This is a genomic window from Amycolatopsis sp. WQ 127309 (genome assembly GCF_023023025.1).
Taxonomy (GTDB): domain Bacteria; phylum Actinomycetota; class Actinomycetes; order Mycobacteriales; family Pseudonocardiaceae; genus Amycolatopsis.
Window position 1 is genome coordinate 4,111,216 of record NZ_CP095481.1, and the last position, 16,602, is coordinate 4,127,817.

Below are 16,602 nucleotides of genomic sequence, written 5' to 3' on the forward strand. Positions count from 1 at the left end.
TTCGCCGTTCCGCGAGCGAGGAGTGCGCCATGGATGCCGACCTGACCCGCCGCCAGATCCTGCGCGGCACCGCGGCGGGCGTGGGTTTCGCCGTGACCGCCGGAATCGCGGGGGCGCCGGCCGCCGGGGCGGCGCCGCTCGTGGGGGAGTACGACGTCGTCGTGGTCGGCTCCGGTGCGGCCGGGATGACCGCCGCGCTGACGGCGGCCAAGCGCGGGCTGAGTGTCGTCGTGGTCGAGAAGGCGCCGACGTTCGGCGGGTCCGCCGCGCGGTCCGGCGCGGGCATCTGGATCCCGAACAACCCCGTGCTGCTCGCCGCCGGCGTGCCGGACACGCCGGCGAAAGCCGCGCAGTACCTCGCCGCCGTCGTCGGCCCGGACGTGCCGGCCGCGCGCCAGGAAGCGTTCCTGCGCAACGGACCCGCGATGATCGCGTCCGTCATGGCCAACAGCCCGCTGCGGTTCCGCTGGATGGAGGGCTACAGCGACTACTACCCGGAGCTGCCGGGCGGCCTGCCGAACGGGCGGTCCATCGAGCCGGACCAGTTCGACGGGAATCTGCTGGGCGCCGAGCTGGCGAACCTGAACCCCGCGTACCTCGCGACGCCGGCCGGGCTCGTCGTGTTCAGCGCCGACTACAAGTGGCTGAACCTCGCCGCGGTCAACGCGAAGGGCGCCGCGGTGGCCGCGACGTGCCTCGCGCGGGGGACGGCCGCCGCGCTCGCCGGGCAGAAGCCGCTGACCATGGGGCAGGCGCTGGCCGCCGGGCTGCGGGCCGGGCTGCTCGCCGCGAACGTCCCGGTGCTGCTGAACACCCCGCTCACCGACCTGAACGTCGAAAACGGGGCGGTCACCGGGGTTCTGGTGCCCCAGGGACTGATCCGCGCGCGGCGCGGCGTGATCGTCGGCTCGGGTGGCTTCGAGCACAACGCGGCCATGCGCGCGCAGTACCAGCGCCAGCCGATCGGCACGGCCTGGACGGTCGGCGCCAAGGAGAACACCGGCGACGGCCACCGCGCCGGTCAGCGGGCCGGCGCCGCGCTCGACCTGATGGACGACGCGTGGTGGGGCCCGGCGATCCCGACGCCCGGCGACCCGTACTTCTGCCTGGCCGAGCGGACCCTGCCCGGCGGCCTGATCGTCAACCAGGCCGGGCAGCGGTTCGTCAACGAGGCCGCGCCCTACAGCGACGTCGTGCACACGATGTACGACAAGAACCCGTCGGCGCCGGACATCCCCGCGTGGCTCATCGTCGACCAGAGCTACCGCAACAAGTACCTGTTCCGCGACATCCTGCCGCTGCTGCCGTTCCCGGACGCCTGGTACAGCGCGGGCGCGGTCTTCAAGGCGTCGAGCATCCAAGCACTCGGCTCGGCGATCGGCGTGCCGGCGGCCGCGCTTAAGTCCACAGTGGACCGATTCAACGGCTTCGCGTGGGCGGGCGTCGACCGCGACTTCCGCCGCGGCGCGAGCGCGTACGACCACTACTACACCGACCCGCTGGTGCTGCCCAACTCCTGTCTCGCGCCGCTGTGGGCACCGCCGTTCTACGCGCTCAAGCTCGTCCCCGGCGACCTGGGCACGAAGGGCGGCATGCGCACGGACGCCCGGGCGCGCGTGCTGCGCCCGGACGGCTCGGTGATCCCCGGTCTCTACGCCGCCGGCAACGCCAGCGCGGCCGTGATGGGCCACAGCTACGCGGGCGCGGGCTCGACCATCGGCCCGGCGATGACGTTCGGCTACATCGCCGCGAACGACGTCTAGAACTCCTTCTGCACCAACGGGAGCACCTCGGTGCCGAGCAGCTCGATGGCCTTCATGACGTCCTGGTGCGGCACACCCGACCAGTCCATCTGCAGCGCGTACCGGTCGGCGCCGGTGAGCTTGCCGACGGAGATCAGCCGCTCGGCGATCTCCTGCGGGCTGCCGACGAACAACGCCTGCGCGCCCTGGGCGTACGTGTCGTACTCGGCGCGGGTCGGGATCGCCCAGCCGCGGGCCTTCGCGCCGTACTTCATCGTCTCGAGCCAGTACGGGTAGAACTTCTCCTTCGCGTCCTGCGAGTTCGGCGCGATGAGCCCGATGGCGCTCATCGTGACGTGCAGGTCTTCGCGCTGGTGCTCGCCCGCTTCGCCGGCTTGGCGGTAGAGGTCGACCAGCGGCGCGAAGCGCTCCGGACGGCCGCCGATCACGGCGTAGACCACGGGCAGGCCGAGCAGGCCCGCGCGGATCGACGACTCGGGGTTGCCGCCGGTGCCGACGGAGATGCGCAGCCGCCGGCCGTAGGGCCGGGGGAGGATCCGCACGTTGTCGAGCGGCGGCCGGAACTTGCCCGACCAGGTGAGCGGGTCCTCGCGGTCGATCCGCAGGAGCAGGGCGAGCTTCTCCTCGAAGAGCTCGTCGTAGTCGCCGAGGTCGTTGCCGAACAGCGGGAACGACTCGGTGAACGACCCGCGCCCGGCCAGCAGCTCGGCGCGGCCGTGGCTGAGCTGGTCGAGGGTCGTGAACTGCTGGTAGACGCGCACCGGGTCCTCGGTGCTCAGCACGGTCACGGCGGAGCTCAGGGTGATCTGGTCCGTCACGCTCGCGGCCGCGGCCAGCACCGTGGCCGGGTTCGAGATGGCGTACTGGTCGAGGTGGTGTTCGCCGAGGCCGTAGAAGGACAGACCCAGCTCGTCGGCGAGCTTGATCCGCTCGAGGGTGTTGGCCAGCTGCTGGGCCACGGACACCTGGTCACCGGTGCGGGGGTCCGGCGGCCGGTCGCCGAAGCTGTAGATACCGAGTTTCATAGAGCGTTCAACTATCTTTCGGTCCGATTCGTTCCCGGGGTGGGTCACCCGAACCTCGCCTGGATGGCTTCGAAATTCTTCTCCGACAGCGCCAGGGCGGTGGCACGCAGGCCGAGGCCGTCGCGAGCTGCCCGCTCGACCGTGTCCGTCACCAGCTCGCGCATGCGGGTACGGACCTTGGCGAAGGCCGCATCGGCGTCCGCCTCGACGTCGCCGAAGAGCGTCCACCACCACCAGGAGTTGGTCGCCGAGTTGGCCACGAAGTCCGGCACGACCCGGATCCCGCGTGCGCCGAGCAGCCGCTCGGCCTCCGCCGTCACCGGCATGTTGGCCGCCTCGACGATCAGCTTCGCGCCGATCCGGCCCTGGTTGCCGGCGTCGACGCAGTAGGAGACGGCCGCGGGCACGAGCACCTCGGCCGGCACGTCCAGCCACGCTTCCGGCGGCCGCAGCTCGTCGCCGGGGTTCAGGTGGTCGCGGTCGATGCCGCCGAACCGGTCGCGGTGCCGGAGCAGGTTCTCGACGTCCAGGCCGTCCGGGTTGGTGACGACCCCGTGGACGTCCGAGACGCCGACGACGTCGAGCCCGGCCTCGGCGAGGAACCGCGCGGTGGCACCGCCCATCGAGCCGAAGCCCTGGACGACCACCCGGTTCGGGCCGTCGAGGCCCAGCACTTCGAGACCGGTCAGCGTCGCCTGCGCGACGCCGAGGCCGCCGACCAGCTCGTCAAGCCCCAGTCCGCCGACCTCGATCTTGAACGCGGCCGCGAGCCGTTCGACGGCCTCGCCGCGGTCTTCGAGCAGCGGGTAGATCGCCTGGATCGAGCTCTGCAGACCGATCTCGGTGATGACGCTGTCGATGACGTCCTGGCGCAGGCCCAGGTCCTCGCCCAGGGTCCAGTACTGCTCGATCAGCGGCCGCATCGCGCGCAGGTAGCGGGCGACGACGTCACGGGCCCGCTCGTCGTACGGGTCGAAGTCGATGCCGCCCTTCGCGCCGCCGAGCGGGACGTACCGGCCGGCCGGGTCGTAGTTGAGGCCTTCCTTGAGCGTCATGCCCCGGGCCAGGCCGCGGACCTCGGACAGCCTGCAGCCGCGGCGCATCCGCAGCCCGCCACTGGCGACGCCGCGGACCAGCCGGTCGATCACCAGGTAGCCGCGGCACCCGGTGCCGGGGTCGGTCCACGTCACCTCGAGGAACGCGGGTTCGGTCATCACCCCTCCTGATCGCTGAGTCAGTTATGGCCCAGTTCGAGGGTCATGGCTTGCTTGATCCACCGGGCGCAGTCGTCGGCGGTGACGGTGCCCTCGCGGGCGACGACCTGCATGGCCAGCCCGTCGAGCAACGCGGTCAGCCGCCACGCGGCGCCGTGCGGGTCGGGGCACCGGAACTCGCCGGCCCCGACACCCTCGGCGATCAGCGCGACGACGGCGTCGCGCCACCGCAGGTCCAGCCGCTGCAGGACGGCGCGCAGCTGGGTGTCGCGCATCGCCGCGGCGCCCGCCTCGATCCACAGTTTCCAGCCGTGCGCGGGCTCGGTGGGGCCGTACAGCGCCAAGACGGCCCGCAGTCGTTCGCCGGCCGGGCCGCCGCGGTCGAGTTCGCCGCGCAGGACCGCGAGGTTGGTCTCGGCGGCCTGCCGGAAGGCCTCGATGATGAGGGTTTCGAGGGTGCCGAAGTGGTAGAAGATCAGGGCCGTGCTGACGTCGAGGACTTTCGCGACGTCGGCCGCCCGGACCCCGGCGATGCCCCGCGCGCGGACCTGTTCGAGCGCGGCGAGGACGATCTCTTCCCGCCGCACCGACACCGATTTCCGCGCCATGCGGGTCACCGTACCGCCTGCTGATCGATCGGTCAGTACCGCAGTTCGGTGATCAGCGTCCGCAGCCACGACCCGGCCATCGCCGGCTCCCCGGTGACGGCCCGGACGAGCTGCTCCCTCGTCCGGGCCTGCCGGCCGGCGTCGACCAGCGCGAACGCTTCGGCCAGGGCACTCCGGGTGGCCTTCCCGCGGTCGGGCGACCGGACGCTCTCGTCGGTCCACCGCTGCCGCGGGAACGACGGCGTGAGTTTCGGCTGGTGGTCGCCGAAGTAGTACCAGACTTCGCGGTCGAGCGAAACGTTGCGGACCGCGGCCGCCGGCAGCTCGGCCGGCCAGCCCGCGTCTTCCCGCCACCGCCAGGACAGGTTGCGGGGCGTGACGCCGAGGAACCGCAGCTTCCGCCGGATCACCGGCCAGGCCTCCCGGTCTTCGACGATCCAAAGGCGCAGCTGCCGGTAGAGCTCGGTGAAGGTCTCGCCTTCGTGGACGAGGTCGACGAACACCGTGGGCCGCGTGCCCCGCGCCAGCCGGTACGGCGTGATGCCGGCGGCCGCGAGGTGCTCCCGCAGCAGCGCGGTGTCGTGTTTCGTGAAGTCCCGCAGTGGTTTCAGGGACATCGGCAGCTGGTGGACGCGGTCGTGCCAGGAGGTGCGTTCGAGGGCCCCGCCGAGGAGGTCGTGCATGCTGTCGAGCGAGCGGCCCACGAAGTGGAGCTCGCCGTTTCCGCAGCGCGCCAGCACTTTCCCGGTGGCCTCGGTGAGCTGGGGGAGGAACCAGAGGTGCGGTTCCCGGGCGTTGTCGAGGAGCGTCCCGACCTGGTCGGGACGCACGAGGTCCCAACGGAAGGGCCGGTTCGTCATGGCTCGAGGTTAGGATCGCGGTTCCTTGCGGGGCAACGGATTTTCGCGCGGTCTCGGCGGGGTTGTTCATGGTGCTCCCGGGCCTTGGTCGGTCCACTGTGGATGTTCGGCGGCCGGTGGTGCGTTGGGCGCGCGGAGGGTGGTTGCCGCCGCGAGCCGGTTGGGCTTGGGGTTTCGAGGGACGCCGTGGCGGGTCGGTGGTGGCTTGGCCGGTCGCCGGTCCGGGTACGTCGGATGCCCGAGGCCGGGCCAGCTGAACGTGGCCTCGACCGAGACCACGCCGGTGACGACCGCTCCGAACTATGAACCCGGCATGGTGGTGGGCAGCAGCGTGTTCGATCGCCGGTGTTCGATCGCCGGTGGCCGGTGGCCGGTGGCCGGTGGCCGGTGGCCGGTGGCCGGTGGCCGGTGGCCGGTGGCCGGTGGCCGGTGGCCGGCTGCTGGCCGGTCGGCTGTGGTGGGGTGCTGGTGCTGCCGTTGGCGGGGTGGAGGTGCGCCGGAAGTCGGTGATGGAGGTGGCTGCTGGCTCAGTGGAGAGGTGTTGCGTAGGACGATGTTGTCCGGGCGTGGCTGCTGTCGTGATCTGGTGGGCCTGGCTGCTTGAGTGCAGCTTGCGGCGGGCGGGTGATGGCTGCTGGCCGTCGGCTGAGTGGAGAGGTGTTGCGCGGGACGCGTTGTCCGGGCGTGGCTGCTGTCGTGAACTGGTGGGGCCTTGGCTGCCTGAGCGCAGCTTGCGGCGGGAGAGGTGATGGCTGCTGGCCGTCGGTTGCGAGCTGATGGCTGCTGGTCGGCGGTCGGTGATGGCTTGGTGGGCCGTCGGTTTGGTTGCCGTTGCGGGTGGCGGTGCTGCTGCCGTTGGCTGGGGAGCCGCCGCCGGGGGTTGTTGGCGGTGGTGTGGCTGGAGAGCCTTGCGTGGTGCTTGGCTTCAGCCGGGAGAGGCCGCTGCGGCGAACTGGTCGAGCGGGGGTGACTTAGGGGGCTGCGGCCGGGAGGGGCCCGACCCCGCGGCGCCTTAGGCCGTCCAGTGGGGGTTGCGGCCCAGGTACCTCAGCAGTGTCGACACCGCGTCGTCTTCGGTCAGTGCTGGTAGGGCTGGGGCGTAGGCGAACCCTCGCAGTGGCTCGGCCAGTTCCTTGGCCACCGGCAGCAGGGCCTCCGCCAGTTCGTTTGTCAACAAGGACTTCCGGCCCGTTGCCGTGGCGATGTCCCAGGCGTGGACCGTGGCGTCGAGAGCTGCCGCGCCGACCGCCACCGGGGCCGGTAGTGCGCCTTGGGGGAGGGGGGTCGGGACCGCGGTGGCGTCGGGGGTGATCGTCGCGAATGCGGCCTCGGCCGCCGCCAGTTTGGGTTCCAGGTAGGCGCTCGGCGACTCGGTGAGGGTGCCCGACGGGGCGAACGGGTTGAAGTCCGGGCCCGGCTCGCCCGTGATGAATGCCGCGTAGCCCAGCTGGTCGGCCGCCGCGTGTTGCAGGACCTGGGTGATGTTCCAGTCCGCGCACGGGGTCGGGGCCGACCAGTCCTCGACACCTTCGATCGCCGAGCGCAAAGCGGCGTGGGCCTGGTCCAGGACCGGCCAGGGGCGGGAAAGGCCGTCGAAGAACCGGCGGATGTCGGCGACCAGGATCTCGGGGGCCTCGTGCGCCGCGTAGTGGCCGGCGGCGTCGCGTGGGCCGCCGCCGTTGCCGGTGCCGGCGTCGTAGCTGTTCCAGCTGACGATGTTCGCGTGGTCGCGGTCGGCGAACCGGCGGATCGACTGGAAGTCGCCCTTGAACATCGCCAGCGCTGTCGGGACCGTGGTCGGCTCCGCGGGGTGCGACGGCCTCTGCGCGTCCTCGTAGTAGAAGCGGATCGACGAGCCGCCGGTTCCCGTCAGCCAGTACAGCGCCACGTTCGCCAGGACGAAGTCGGCGTCGAGGCTTTCGCCGAACAGCTGCGCGTTCCACGCCAGCAGGGCCAGCGGCGAGTCGGCGAGCGCGAACGCCAGCGTGTGCGGCTGCTGGCTGTGCAGCTGGTTGAAGGAGAACATGTTCTCGTAGAACCACTGCAGGTGCGCCAGCGCGCCCTGGTCGGCCTCGCTCAGGTCCGCCATCTCCGCCGGGTCGCCCGACGGGAACGAGAACAGCTGCGTGACGTGCACGCCGACGACCTTCTCCGGTGCGAGCCTGCCGATCTCCGGCGAGATCATCGAACCGGCGTCGTTGCCCGCCGCGCCGTACGACTCGTAGCCCAGCCGGCTCATCAGCTCGGCCCACGCCGCCGCGGTGCGGTGCGTGCCCCAGCCCGCGGACTTCACCGGACCCGAGAACCCGAAGCCCGGCAGCGACGGGATCACCAGGTGGAACGCCGGCGCCTCGGGTGACTCCGGCTCGGTCAGCGGGCCGATGACGTCGAGGTACTCGGCGACCGACCCCGGCCAGCCGTGCGTCAGCACCAGCGGGGTGGCGTCCGCGCGGGACGACCGGACGTGCAGGAAGTGGATCGTCTCGCCGTCGATCTCGGTCGTGAACTGCGGATACGCGTTGAGCCGCGCCTCGAAGGCCCGCCAGTCGAACCGCTCCAGCCAGTGCTCGGCCAGCGCGCGGACCCGCTCGTTCGTGACGCCGTAACCGGCCGGCAGGTCGTCCGGCCAGAGGGCGCGCTGGAGCCGCGCCCGCAGGTCGTCCAGGGCGGACTGCGGGATCTCGGCGCGGAAGGGGCGAAGGGCGGGGGCTGTCATGACTGCTCCTCGATGACTGGAACGGAATGCTTCGTTCCGTACGATAGCAGAGCGGAACGATCCGTTCCAGTGCTAGCCTGGATCCATGACCGAGAGTGCCCTGCCCGGCCGCCGCGGCCAGGCCGCCCGCAACGACGTCGTGATCCTCGACGCCGCCCGTGACGTCTTCCTGCTGGACCCGAAGGCGCCGGTCTCGGCCGTCGCCGAGCGCGCCGGCGTCGGCATCAGCGCTCTCTACCGGCGGTACCCGAGCAAGGAGCTGCTGCTCTGCCGGCTCTGCCACGACGGCCTCCGCCGGTTCATCTCCGAGGCCGAGGTCTCGGTCGAGGAGCCGGACGCCTGGACGGCCCTCACCGGCTTCCTCGGCCGGGTGGTCGACGCCGACGTGCACTCGCTGACCACGCACCTGGCGGGCACGTTCACGCCGACCCGGGAGATGGGCCTCGACGCCCAGCGCGCGAACGAGCTGGCCGCCGGGCTCGTCGCCCGCGCGCACGAGAGCGGGCGCCTGCGCCGCGACGCCGTGACCGAAGACGTCGGCATGATCCTCGAGTGCTGCGCGGCGATCCGCGTCGACGACCCGGTGCGCACCAGTGAGCTGCGGCAGCGGTACCTCGCGCTGCTCCTGGAAGGGCTGGCGGCGGGCGAGGGCCCGGACCTGCCGGGTCCACCGCCGCGTCCGGGTGAGATGAACGGCCGCTGGCGTCAGTCCTGACGGCGGTTCCGGGGCGCCGCCGGATGGAGGTAACGAATTGTGGGGACGCGACGACTGAACAGCAGCATCTGTCAGAGCGGCATTCCTCGACTGAACGGCGAGAACACCACTATGCGAAGAAGCTGGCGACGGACAACGATTCTGTCTTCGGTGGCCGCTTTGGCCACCGCGTTCATCGCGATGGCGCCCGCCGCGGACGCGGCCCCGCCCTCCAGTTCTGTCGAAGTCAGTCCCACAACGGTACTGCCGGGGCAGACATTCACCGTCTCGGAAACCATTTACAACGACCGCGATTTCACGGTGACGTTCGCGAAGGCGGCCATTTACGGCTCGCCGACCGCCATCACCGACGTCGCGGACCTGGTGTCCTGCACCGGCGTGACGGACCTGGGCTGCTTCCAGGCCGGCAGCAGCTACCGCGCGCCGTTCGGCGACCTCGAAGCCGGCGGCACCCGGACCGCGGTGTTCACGTTGCGCGCCAAGGAAACGATCACGCCGGGCCAGTTCACGCTGCAGCACCAGTTCGTCGGTGACAACTACGCCTTCGAGACCCTCGACGGCCCGGTGGTCACCATTGGTGAGGCGTCGAACATCGCCGACGTCAAGGTCGCGCTCGCCGCGACCGGCCGCGGCGGCCTGAACGCGCGCATCGACTACACGCTGACCGTGACGAACACCGGCCCGTCGGCCGCGTCCGGGATCCGGGTCGTCGCAACGTACGCGTCGGGTCTTTCGTACGCGAGCTCGACCGGCTGCGCCCACGTGGGCAGCACCCGGACGCTGAACTGCGACGTCGCCTCGCTGGCCTCCGGTGCGTCCACGACCGCGAAGTTCTCGGTCGACGGCGGCCTGCTGGCCCTCGGCTCCTACACCACCACGGTGCAGAAGACCACGAGCGCGCCGACCGACCCCACCAGCGCCAACGACAGCGCGTCGAAGACGTGCTCGGCGCTCACCGGGCTCATCGTGACCTGCTGAGGGTTCACGTGAGATGAGCCGGGCCCGTGTCCTCCGCCAGGGACGCGGGCCCGGTTCGCGTTCAGCCCGAAGCCGACGTGTAGAGCTGCTGGATGTCGTCGTCGAAATAGGCGCTGTAGGAGACGTCCGGGGTGTCGCCGCCGAGCTGGTAACCGCCGATCACGCCGACGACCACGCCGTTCGTCACCCACGGCCCGCCGCTGGTCCCGTCCGGAAAACCGGGGCACGCGATCCGTTGCTGATATACGTCCGAACGGGTTGTTTCGCCCGTGCAGACGACCGGGGAATCGGTTGTGTCGGGGTAGCCCGTAAGAGTGATTTCGTGGTCGAATCCCTGGTCGATTCCGAGGGTGTTCGCGCCGGTCAGGCTTTCCAGGGAAGCGGTGTTCCCGGCCTGGTGAACGGTCAGGAAAGCGAAGTCGAGATCCGGATCCGCGGCCGACGTCCAGCCGGCCGCGACGGCCACGTCCGTCACGGTCCACATTCCGAGCGGCGCGACGCCGTCGTGATAACCGGGCGCGAAGGCCATCCCGTCCTTGACGCAGTGCGCGGCGGTCAGGACGAGGTCGCCGGCATCGGAGTGCACGACGCTGGCGCTGCAGAAGTGGCTCCCGTTCGCGAACAACGCGCCGACCGGTGAGGTGGTCGCGGGCGCCGCGGCTTCAGGTGTGGACGTGACGGTGGGCGCGAGGGCAGGCGTGCTGACCGGGGCGGCCGCGGCGTAGGCGTCGTCGGCGGTCGAGTTCGCGCCGAGAGCGACGCCGGTCCCCAGGACCAGCGTCGATGCCGCCGCGAGGACCGCGGTCCGGAGGAAACTGTTCGCCACCGATCCAGATCACCACAGCCGCGCCGGGCCGGCATCTCGCGGAGCCGGATCCACAGCGTTCTCACAGCGGTTCACACCCCGCACCCAGGAATCCACTGTGGACGATCCGCTTCAGAAGGCCGGCCCGGACACCTCCTAGAGGTCTTTGGGGAGCAGCACGGTCGCCGGGTCGGTCGCGTCCGGGCCGGTGACGGGCTTGGGGCGGCGGTCGCGGAAGAGCCAGCCGCCGATGATGCCGCCCGCGAAGCCGAACATGTGGCCCTGCCAGCTGACCTGCTCGTCGGAGGGCAGCAGCGACGAGAACTGGTAGGCGAAGCACAGCGCCATCACCAGGCCGATCACGATGTCGATCGGGTGGCGGTCGAACAGGCCGCGCACGATGATGTAGCCGAAGTAGCCGAACACCAGGCCGCTGGCGCCGGCGGTGACCGCGGTCGACGGCGAGATGAACCAGACGCCGAGGCCGCTCGCGATGATGATCAGCACGCTCACGCCCAGCCACTTCTTCACCCCGCGATAAGCGGCGAGGAAGCCGAAGACGAACAGCGGGCCGGAGTTGGCTTCGATGTGGTCCCAGCCGAAGTGGAAGAACGGCGCGCTGAAGATCTCCGGCAGCGACGCGGGGTCGCGAGCTTCGATGCCGAACTCGTGGCTCAGGCCGTTGTCGTCGAGGGCGTTGACGATCTGCAGCACCCACATCACGGCCAGCAGGCCCACCATCACCCACAACGCCCGCTTGGCCTCGGCGATCATCGCCTCGGCGTTGCTCTGCGGTGTGCCCTCGCCGGTCGTGCTCACTTCGTCCCCCATGGTCGGTTGCGCTGGGCCCGAGAATAACCGGGGCACGACCCGGATCCGGCATTCCGGACCGAGTCGTGACACCGGCGGTGGTGCTCAGTCCGCGCGCAGGCGCCACAGCGACGTGACTTCCGCCGCGCGGGCCCGGTGCAGCGGGTCGTCGGCGTCGGCCGCGCGGGGATGCTGTGGTGCCGTGTCGGTCCGGCCCGCGACGTCGAGGCCCGCCGCGTCGATCCAGCCGAGCAGCTCGCCACGGGTGCGCAGGCCGAGGTGTTCGGCCAGGTCGGACAGCACGAGCCAGGCCTCGCCGCCCGGCTTCAGGTGCCGGTGCAGCCGGTCGAGGAAGCCGCGCAGCATCCGGCTGCCCGGGTCGTACACGGCGTGGTCGAGCGACGTCCGGGGCCGGCCCGGCAGCCACGGCGGGTTGCACACCACCAGCGAAGCCCGGCCGGGTGGGAACAGGTCCGCGCAGACGACTTCGGTGCGCGCGGAGAACCCCAGCCGGGCCAGGTTGTCCGCCGCGCACGCGACGGCCCGGGGCTCGGCGTCCGTCGCGACCACCCGCGCCACGCCGCGGTGGGCGAGCACGGCGGCGAGCACGCCGGTGCCGGTGCCGACGTCGAACGCGACATCCGTGGCAGGCAACGGCGTTTCCGCGACCAGCCGGACGTACTCCTGGCGCACCGGCGCGAAAACGCCGTGGTACGGGTGGATCCGCGCGCCGAGCGCGGGGACGGCGATCCCCCTCCGGCGCCATCCGGCCGCGCCGAGGACGCCGAGCAGCTCCCGCAGCGGGACCGCGGCCGCGACGTCGAGCGCGCCGTAGACGCCGGTGCACGCCTCCCGGACGTCCGGCGCCCGGCGCAGCGGGACGACGTGCCCGGGATCGAGGGGCACGTACAGCAGCGAGAGCAGCCGCGCCCGGTGCGCGCGGTGCGCCCGGTGGGCCGGGTAGTCGTCCGGCGGCGGGGGCGGGAGCCGCCGGGACACGGCGTCGAGGAGCTGCCGCGCGGCCGGGTAGCCGCCGCTCCAGAGCAGGGCGACGCCGGCGGAGAAGCTGCGCAGTGCCGCGTCGGCCGAGAGCGCTTCGTCGGCGGGAACGGCCGGGACGTCGGAGCGGGCGGGCGGGGCGAAGAGCATGCGGCCGGGTTCGCCGGGCATGACGAGGTGAGGCACGGAATTCCGTTCTGCTGCGGCCGCGCGCGTGGCGGAGTGCCCGCGCGCGGCGCGGGGTGAGGGGGGTTCGGGACTGCCGGAGCAGCCGGAACTAGCTCAAGACAGCAGCATGAACGGGGGTCGTCACCGGGCGAGCGTACCGCCGCGATCCACAGGATTCGTAAGAACTCGGCGGCTGATCTTCCGGGTGCCATGGCGTACAAAGGACGACAGAGAGGTGATGCCGGATGACGCCCTCGGTGGTGCGGCACGAAACGCGGCGCCGGTGGGCGGTGGTCGCCGCGGTGACCCTTGTCCTCGTGTCGGTGCCCGCCGTCGTCGCCGCCCTGCCGTCCGCGGGGGAGTCGATCGACCCGGCGCGCCTGCGCACGCTGGTGCTGGCCTCCGCCGGCCGGCCGTACCAGGGGTACGCCGAGAGCTCCGGCTCGCTCGCCCTGCCGGAGCTGCCGAACCTCGCCGACGTCGCCGCGCTCTTCGCCGGGACGACGCGGATGCGCGCCTGGTACGCCGGGCCCGACCGCTACCGCGTCGACACCCTCGGCACCGCGGGCGAGCACGACGTCTACCGGCTGCCCGACGGCGAATACACCTGGGACTACGGCACCAACACGCTGACCGAGCTGATCGGCGAACCGAGCGTCCGGCTGCCGCGAGCAGGGGATCTGCTGCCGCCGGAGCTCGCGCGGCGGGTCCTGCAGGCGGCGAAGAACGACTCGGTGAGCACGCTGCCCGCGCGGCGCGTCGCCGGTGTCGACGCGTCCGGGCTGCGGCTGGTCCCGGCCGACCCGGACACCACGATCGGCCAGGTGGACCTGTGGGCCGACCCGGCGACGGGGCTGCCGGTGCGCGTCGAAGTCACCGCGCGGGGCCAGCAGGCACCGATCCTGAGCACCGCGTTCCAGCAGGTCGAGCAGACGACGCCGGTGGTCGAGGCGCCGCGGCCGGTGCTCGGGTCCGGCTTCTCCGTCACGAGCGCCCCGGACGTCACCGACGCCCTCGGGGCGCTGGGCCAGGCCGTGCTGCCGACCACCCTCGGCGGGCGGCCGGTGGTGTCGTCGAACTTCGGCGGGATCACCGGCGCCGCGCTCTACGGCACCGGGCTGGCGGCCTTCGCCGTCATCGCCGTGCCGCGCAACGTCGGGAACGCCGCGAGCGACGCGGCCGGGAAGGCAGGCGGTGTGGAGGTCAAGCTGACGGCCGGGAGCGTGGTGCAGCTGTCGCTCACGCCGTTGTCGCTGGCGATCGTGCGGTCGGCGTTCTCCCGGCGCTCGTACCTGCTGGCCGGGACGGTGACGCCGGACGTGCTGCGCACGGTCGCGGACGAGCTGTCGCGGCTGCGCCGGAGCGGCCGATGATCGTCACCCGCGGCCTGACCAAGCGCTACGGCCGGGTGCTCGCCGTCGACGCCGTCGACCTGGACGTGCGCGAAGGCGACCGCTACGGCTTCCTCGGCCCGAACGGCTCGGGCAAGACCACGCTGGTCCGGATGCTGCTCGGGCTCGTCTACGCGACCAGCGGCGAGATCGAGGTCCTCGGGAAGCCGGTGCCGAAACGGGTCGCCGAGGTGCTGCCGGAGGTCGGCGCGCTCGTCGAGGGCCCGGCCGCCTACCCGCACCTGTCCGGCCGCCGGAACCTCTCGCTGCTCGACGCCGCCGGGCGCGGCGGCGGCCGGCGCACCCGGCGGCGTCGCATCGACGACGCCCTGGAGCAGGTCGGGCTGGGCGCGGTCGACCAGCGGCCGATCAAGGCGTACTCGCTGGGCATGCGGCAGCGGCTCGGGCTGGCCGGCGCGCTGCTGCGCAAGCCACGGCTGCTGATCCTCGACGAGCCGACCAACGGCCTCGACCCGCAGGGCATCAAGGAGATCCGCGAGCTGCTGGTCGCGCTGAACGCGGGCGGGACCACGGTGTTCCTGTCGAGTCACCTGCTGGCCGAGGTCGAGCAGCTGTGCACCCGCGTCGGCGTCGTCGACCGCGGCCGGCTGGTGCTGGAAGAGGACCTGACGTCGCTGCGCGCGCTGACCGGCCGGGTGCTCGTCGGCACGCCGGACCCGGCCGAGGCGGCCGCGGTCCTCGACGGGCAGCTCGAGTCCCGCGACGGTGACCGGCTGGTGATCCGGCACGAAGACCCGGCCGCCCTGAACGCGATGCTCGTCCAGGCCGGCGTGCGCGTGTCGTCCATCGACGCCGAGCGGCGGACCCTCGAACAGGTGGTCCTCGAGTTCACCGGCCCCGGCTCGGACCGCTTCGGGGAGGTGGCGGCCGGATGATCGGCGTCGAGCTGCGGAAACTCGTGCTGCGGCCGCGGATCTGGGTCAGCATCCTGCTGCTCTGCCTGCTGCCCGCGATCGTCGGGATCTTCCTGGCGACGGCCGACTTCGCGCCGCCGCCCGGGCAGGGCGGGGCGTTCCTGTCGGCCGTGGTGAACGACGGCGCGCTCTACCCGGCGGCCGCGCTCGCCCTGGTGCTGCCGCTGTTCCTGCCGATCGCGGTCGCCGTCGTCGCGGGCGACGCGATCGCCGGCGAGGCGTCCGGCGGCACCCTGCGGTACCTGCTGGTGCGCCCGGTCGGCCGGACACGCCTGCTCAGCGCCAAGATGGCCGCCATCGCGGTGTACGTCACCGCGGCGATCGTGATCGTGGTGCTGACGTCGCTGGTGCTCGGCGTGATCCTGTTCGGCACCGGCGGCAACCCCGGCGTCGCGGGTCCCGGCGGGCAGCCCGCCGGGGTGACGTCGTTGTCGGGGCAGTCGCTCAGCTCGTCCGGGCTGGGCCTGCGGCTGCTCGGCGCGGTGAGCTACATCGTGGTGTCGATGCTGGGGTTCGCCGCGATCACGATGTTCCTCTCGACGGTCACCGTCTCGTCGCTCGGCGCGGCGCTGGGCGGGCTGGCCGTGCTGATCACCAGCTCGGTGCTGGAGACGCTGGACGCGGCGGCGTCGGTGAAGCCGTACCTGCCGACGCACTACTGGCTGTCGTGGATCGACTTCTTCCGCGACCCCGTGCTGTGGCGCAACATCGACCACGGCCTGCTGCTGCAGGCCGGCTACATCGTGGTGTTCTTCGGCGCCGCCTGGGCGAACTTCGCGACCAAGGACGTCACGAGCTGAGGCACTCCGCGGGTGCTTCCAGCGGCGTGGTGCCCAGCGCCTGCAGCACCAGCTCCGTGACGGCGGGGTCGGTGGGCAGGTCGCCGTGGCCGGCCTGGTTGCCGGGGCAGACCTGCTGCAACGCCACGTTGACCGCGCCGTCCACCTGGGCCGAGTCCGGGGGCGTGACGGTCTCGTCGCGCTCGGTCCACACCGACAGCCACGGCAGGGTCGACGGGATCGGGTCCTTCGCCATCTCCTGCAGCAGCGCGCTGCCCGGTGCCAGCTGGACGCACGCCGTCGGGCAGGCGCCCGGCACGAGCGCGCCGCCCGCCGCGGCCAGGCCGGTGCCGTGCATGGGCGCCCCGAGCGTGACGACCCGGCGGGCCTGGTGCTCGCCGCCCTCGCGGCCGACCCACAGCCGCGCCACGACGCCGCCCGCGGAGTAGCCGACGACGTCCACCGAAGGCGCGCCGGCCGCGTACGCGCGTTCGACCGCCGAGGAGAGCACGGCGACCTGTTCGAGCAGGTCACCGGTGCCGTCGCCGGCCAGGGTGAGCACCTCGGTCGTGCGTCCGGTGGTCTGCCGGATGTGCGCGGCGAGCTCGTTGAGCGCGCCCTGGCCGCCGCCGTACCCGGGCACGAGCAGCACCGGGCCCGGCTTGTCCTGGTCGGGCGTCCCGGCCTGCGGCGCGGCGCTGGTACCGGACGTGACGACGACCGCCGCGACGACCACGGCCACCACGACGACCGCCACGCCGCTCAGCATCAGGCGCCGTCGCGGGCTGATGCCGCGCCACCAAGCCGTGATCCGCATACCTCCATCATGCACGCGC

The 16,602-nt window shown here is 72.2% G+C and carries 16 protein-coding genes; 6 read left to right on the forward strand and 10 right to left on the reverse strand.

The window, feature by feature from the left end; all coding sequences use genetic code 11:
* The first annotated feature begins 29 nt into the window (after positions 1–29).
* The gene (kstD, locus tag MUY22_RS19395; protein ID WP_305879374.1) at positions 30–1,763 is read left to right on the forward strand and encodes a 3-oxosteroid 1-dehydrogenase; all 1,734 of its coding nucleotides are present in this window, start codon (positions 30–32) and stop codon (positions 1,761–1,763) included.
* Here the strand turns inward: kstD and MUY22_RS19400 are convergent.
* From MUY22_RS19400 to MUY22_RS19420, 5 genes are all read right to left on the reverse strand, one after another.
* On the reverse strand, positions 1,760–2,788 hold the full coding sequence (locus MUY22_RS19400; protein WP_247061447.1) for an LLM class flavin-dependent oxidoreductase: 1,029 nt from the start codon (positions 2,786–2,788) through the stop codon (positions 1,760–1,762). The two genes, kstD and MUY22_RS19400, sit on opposite strands and share 4 nt — an antisense overlap.
* A gap of 44 nt (positions 2,789–2,832) precedes the next feature.
* Positions 2,833–4,002: a Glu/Leu/Phe/Val dehydrogenase dimerization domain-containing protein gene (locus tag MUY22_RS19405; RefSeq protein ID WP_247061448.1), complete on the reverse strand. Its 1,170-nt coding sequence runs from the start codon at positions 4,000–4,002 to the stop codon at positions 2,833–2,835.
* A 20-nt stretch (positions 4,003–4,022) separates the two neighbouring features.
* Complete coding sequence (locus tag MUY22_RS19410) at positions 4,023–4,610, reverse strand: TetR/AcrR family transcriptional regulator (RefSeq protein ID WP_247061449.1); 588 nt, start codon at positions 4,608–4,610, stop codon at positions 4,023–4,025.
* 32 nt (positions 4,611–4,642) lie between these two features.
* Entirely contained in the window at positions 4,643–5,470 is an 828-nt protein-coding gene (locus tag MUY22_RS19415; protein WP_247061450.1) for a hypothetical protein, read from the reverse strand.
* Between the two features lie 1,012 nt (positions 5,471–6,482).
* Entirely contained in the window at positions 6,483–8,186 is a 1,704-nt protein-coding gene (locus tag MUY22_RS19420) for a TIGR03086 family metal-binding protein (protein ID WP_247061451.1), read from the reverse strand.
* Positions 8,187–8,271: 85 nt separating this feature from the next.
* On the opposite strand from MUY22_RS19420, the gene MUY22_RS19425 reads away from it, so the two are divergent.
* A complete protein-coding gene (locus MUY22_RS19425; protein WP_247061452.1) occupies positions 8,272–8,901 on the forward strand; it encodes a TetR/AcrR family transcriptional regulator in 630 nt (209 codons plus the stop codon).
* 71 nt (positions 8,902–8,972) lie between these two features.
* Here the strand turns inward: MUY22_RS19425 and MUY22_RS19430 are convergent, their stop codons facing one another.
* Positions 8,973–9,179 carry a hypothetical protein gene (locus MUY22_RS19430; RefSeq protein WP_247064529.1) on the reverse strand — a complete coding sequence of 69 codons (207 nt, stop codon included), beginning with the start codon at positions 9,177–9,179 and terminating at the stop codon, positions 8,973–8,975.
* On the opposite strand from MUY22_RS19430, the gene MUY22_RS19435 reads away from it, so the two are divergent.
* A complete protein-coding gene (locus tag MUY22_RS19435) occupies positions 9,082–9,879 on the forward strand; it encodes a DUF11 domain-containing protein (RefSeq protein WP_247063999.1) in 798 nt (265 codons plus the stop codon). The two genes, MUY22_RS19430 and MUY22_RS19435, sit on opposite strands and share 98 nt — an antisense overlap.
* Before the next feature lie 61 nt (positions 9,880–9,940).
* Here the strand turns inward: MUY22_RS19435 and MUY22_RS19440 are convergent, their stop codons facing one another.
* The 3 genes from MUY22_RS19440 to MUY22_RS19450 form a co-directional block, all read right to left on the reverse strand.
* A complete protein-coding gene (locus tag MUY22_RS19440; protein WP_247061453.1) occupies positions 9,941–10,705 on the reverse strand; it encodes a serine protease in 765 nt (254 codons plus the stop codon).
* 135 nt (positions 10,706–10,840) lie between these two features.
* Positions 10,841–11,458, reverse strand: a complete 618-nt coding sequence (locus tag MUY22_RS19445; protein WP_247064001.1) for a rhomboid family intramembrane serine protease — start codon at positions 11,456–11,458, stop codon at positions 10,841–10,843.
* Between the two features lie 141 nt (positions 11,459–11,599).
* The gene (locus MUY22_RS19450; RefSeq protein ID WP_247064003.1) at positions 11,600–12,643 is read right to left on the reverse strand and encodes a class I SAM-dependent methyltransferase; all 1,044 of its coding nucleotides are present in this window, start codon (positions 12,641–12,643) and stop codon (positions 11,600–11,602) included.
* A gap of 263 nt (positions 12,644–12,906) precedes the next feature.
* Here MUY22_RS19450 and MUY22_RS19455 point away from each other — a divergent pair, with 263 nt between their 5' ends.
* Genes MUY22_RS19455 through MUY22_RS19465 form a run of 3 tightly spaced genes read left to right on the forward strand, consistent with a single transcriptional unit; the run spans position 12,907 to position 15,787 of the window.
* Entirely contained in the window at positions 12,907–14,034 is a 1,128-nt protein-coding gene (locus MUY22_RS19455; RefSeq protein WP_247061454.1) for a sigma-E factor regulatory protein RseB domain-containing protein, read from the forward strand.
* Positions 14,031–14,948, forward strand: coding sequence for an ABC transporter ATP-binding protein (locus MUY22_RS19460; protein ID WP_247061455.1), 918 nt, complete (start codon positions 14,031–14,033; stop codon positions 14,946–14,948). Before MUY22_RS19455 ends, MUY22_RS19460 begins: the two co-directional genes overlap by 4 nt.
* Complete coding sequence (locus tag MUY22_RS19465) at positions 14,945–15,787, forward strand: ABC transporter permease (protein ID WP_247061456.1); 843 nt, start codon at positions 14,945–14,947, stop codon at positions 15,785–15,787. Before MUY22_RS19460 ends, MUY22_RS19465 begins: the two co-directional genes overlap by 4 nt.
* On the opposite strand, the gene MUY22_RS19470 is transcribed toward MUY22_RS19465, so the two are convergent.
* Positions 15,777–16,583, reverse strand: coding sequence for a lipase (locus MUY22_RS19470; RefSeq protein ID WP_247061457.1), 807 nt, complete (start codon positions 16,581–16,583; stop codon positions 15,777–15,779). The two genes, MUY22_RS19465 and MUY22_RS19470, sit on opposite strands and share 11 nt — an antisense overlap.
* Between the last annotated feature and the right edge of the window lie 19 nt (positions 16,584–16,602).

Coding starts and splice junctions, on each gene's coding strand:
- MUY22_RS19455 (WP_247061454.1), top strand. CDS start 12,907: ATGACGCCCTCGGTGGTGCGGCACGAAACGCGGCGCCGGTGGGCGGTG.
- MUY22_RS19460 (WP_247061455.1), top strand. CDS start 14,031: ATGATCGTCACCCGCGGCCTGACCAAGCGCTACGGCCGGGTGCTCGCC.
- kstD (WP_305879374.1), top strand. CDS start 30: ATGGATGCCGACCTGACCCGCCGCCAGATCCTGCGCGGCACCGCGGCG.
- MUY22_RS19470 (WP_247061457.1), bottom strand. CDS start 16,583: ATGCGGATCACGGCTTGGTGGCGCGGCATCAGCCCGCGACGGCGCCTG.
- MUY22_RS19400 (WP_247061447.1), bottom strand. CDS start 2,788: ATGAAACTCGGTATCTACAGCTTCGGCGACCGGCCGCCGGACCCCCGC.
- MUY22_RS19410 (WP_247061449.1), bottom strand. CDS start 4,610: ATGGCGCGGAAATCGGTGTCGGTGCGGCGGGAAGAGATCGTCCTCGCC.
- MUY22_RS19430 (WP_247064529.1), bottom strand. CDS start 9,179: ATGGTTTCCGAGACGGTGAATGTCTGCCCCGGCAGTACCGTTGTGGGA.
- MUY22_RS19435 (WP_247063999.1), top strand. CDS start 9,082: ATGGCGCCCGCCGCGGACGCGGCCCCGCCCTCCAGTTCTGTCGAAGTC.
- MUY22_RS19415 (WP_247061450.1), bottom strand. CDS start 5,470: ATGACGAACCGGCCCTTCCGTTGGGACCTCGTGCGTCCCGACCAGGTC.
- MUY22_RS19420 (WP_247061451.1), bottom strand. CDS start 8,186: ATGACAGCCCCCGCCCTTCGCCCCTTCCGCGCCGAGATCCCGCAGTCC.
- MUY22_RS19450 (WP_247064003.1), bottom strand. CDS start 12,643: ATGCTCTTCGCCCCGCCCGCCCGCTCCGACGTCCCGGCCGTTCCCGCC.
- MUY22_RS19465 (WP_247061456.1), top strand. CDS start 14,945: ATGATCGGCGTCGAGCTGCGGAAACTCGTGCTGCGGCCGCGGATCTGG.
- MUY22_RS19405 (WP_247061448.1), bottom strand. CDS start 4,002: ATGACCGAACCCGCGTTCCTCGAGGTGACGTGGACCGACCCCGGCACC.
- MUY22_RS19425 (WP_247061452.1), top strand. CDS start 8,272: ATGACCGAGAGTGCCCTGCCCGGCCGCCGCGGCCAGGCCGCCCGCAAC.
- MUY22_RS19445 (WP_247064001.1), bottom strand. CDS start 11,458: ATGATCGCCGAGGCCAAGCGGGCGTTGTGGGTGATGGTGGGCCTGCTG.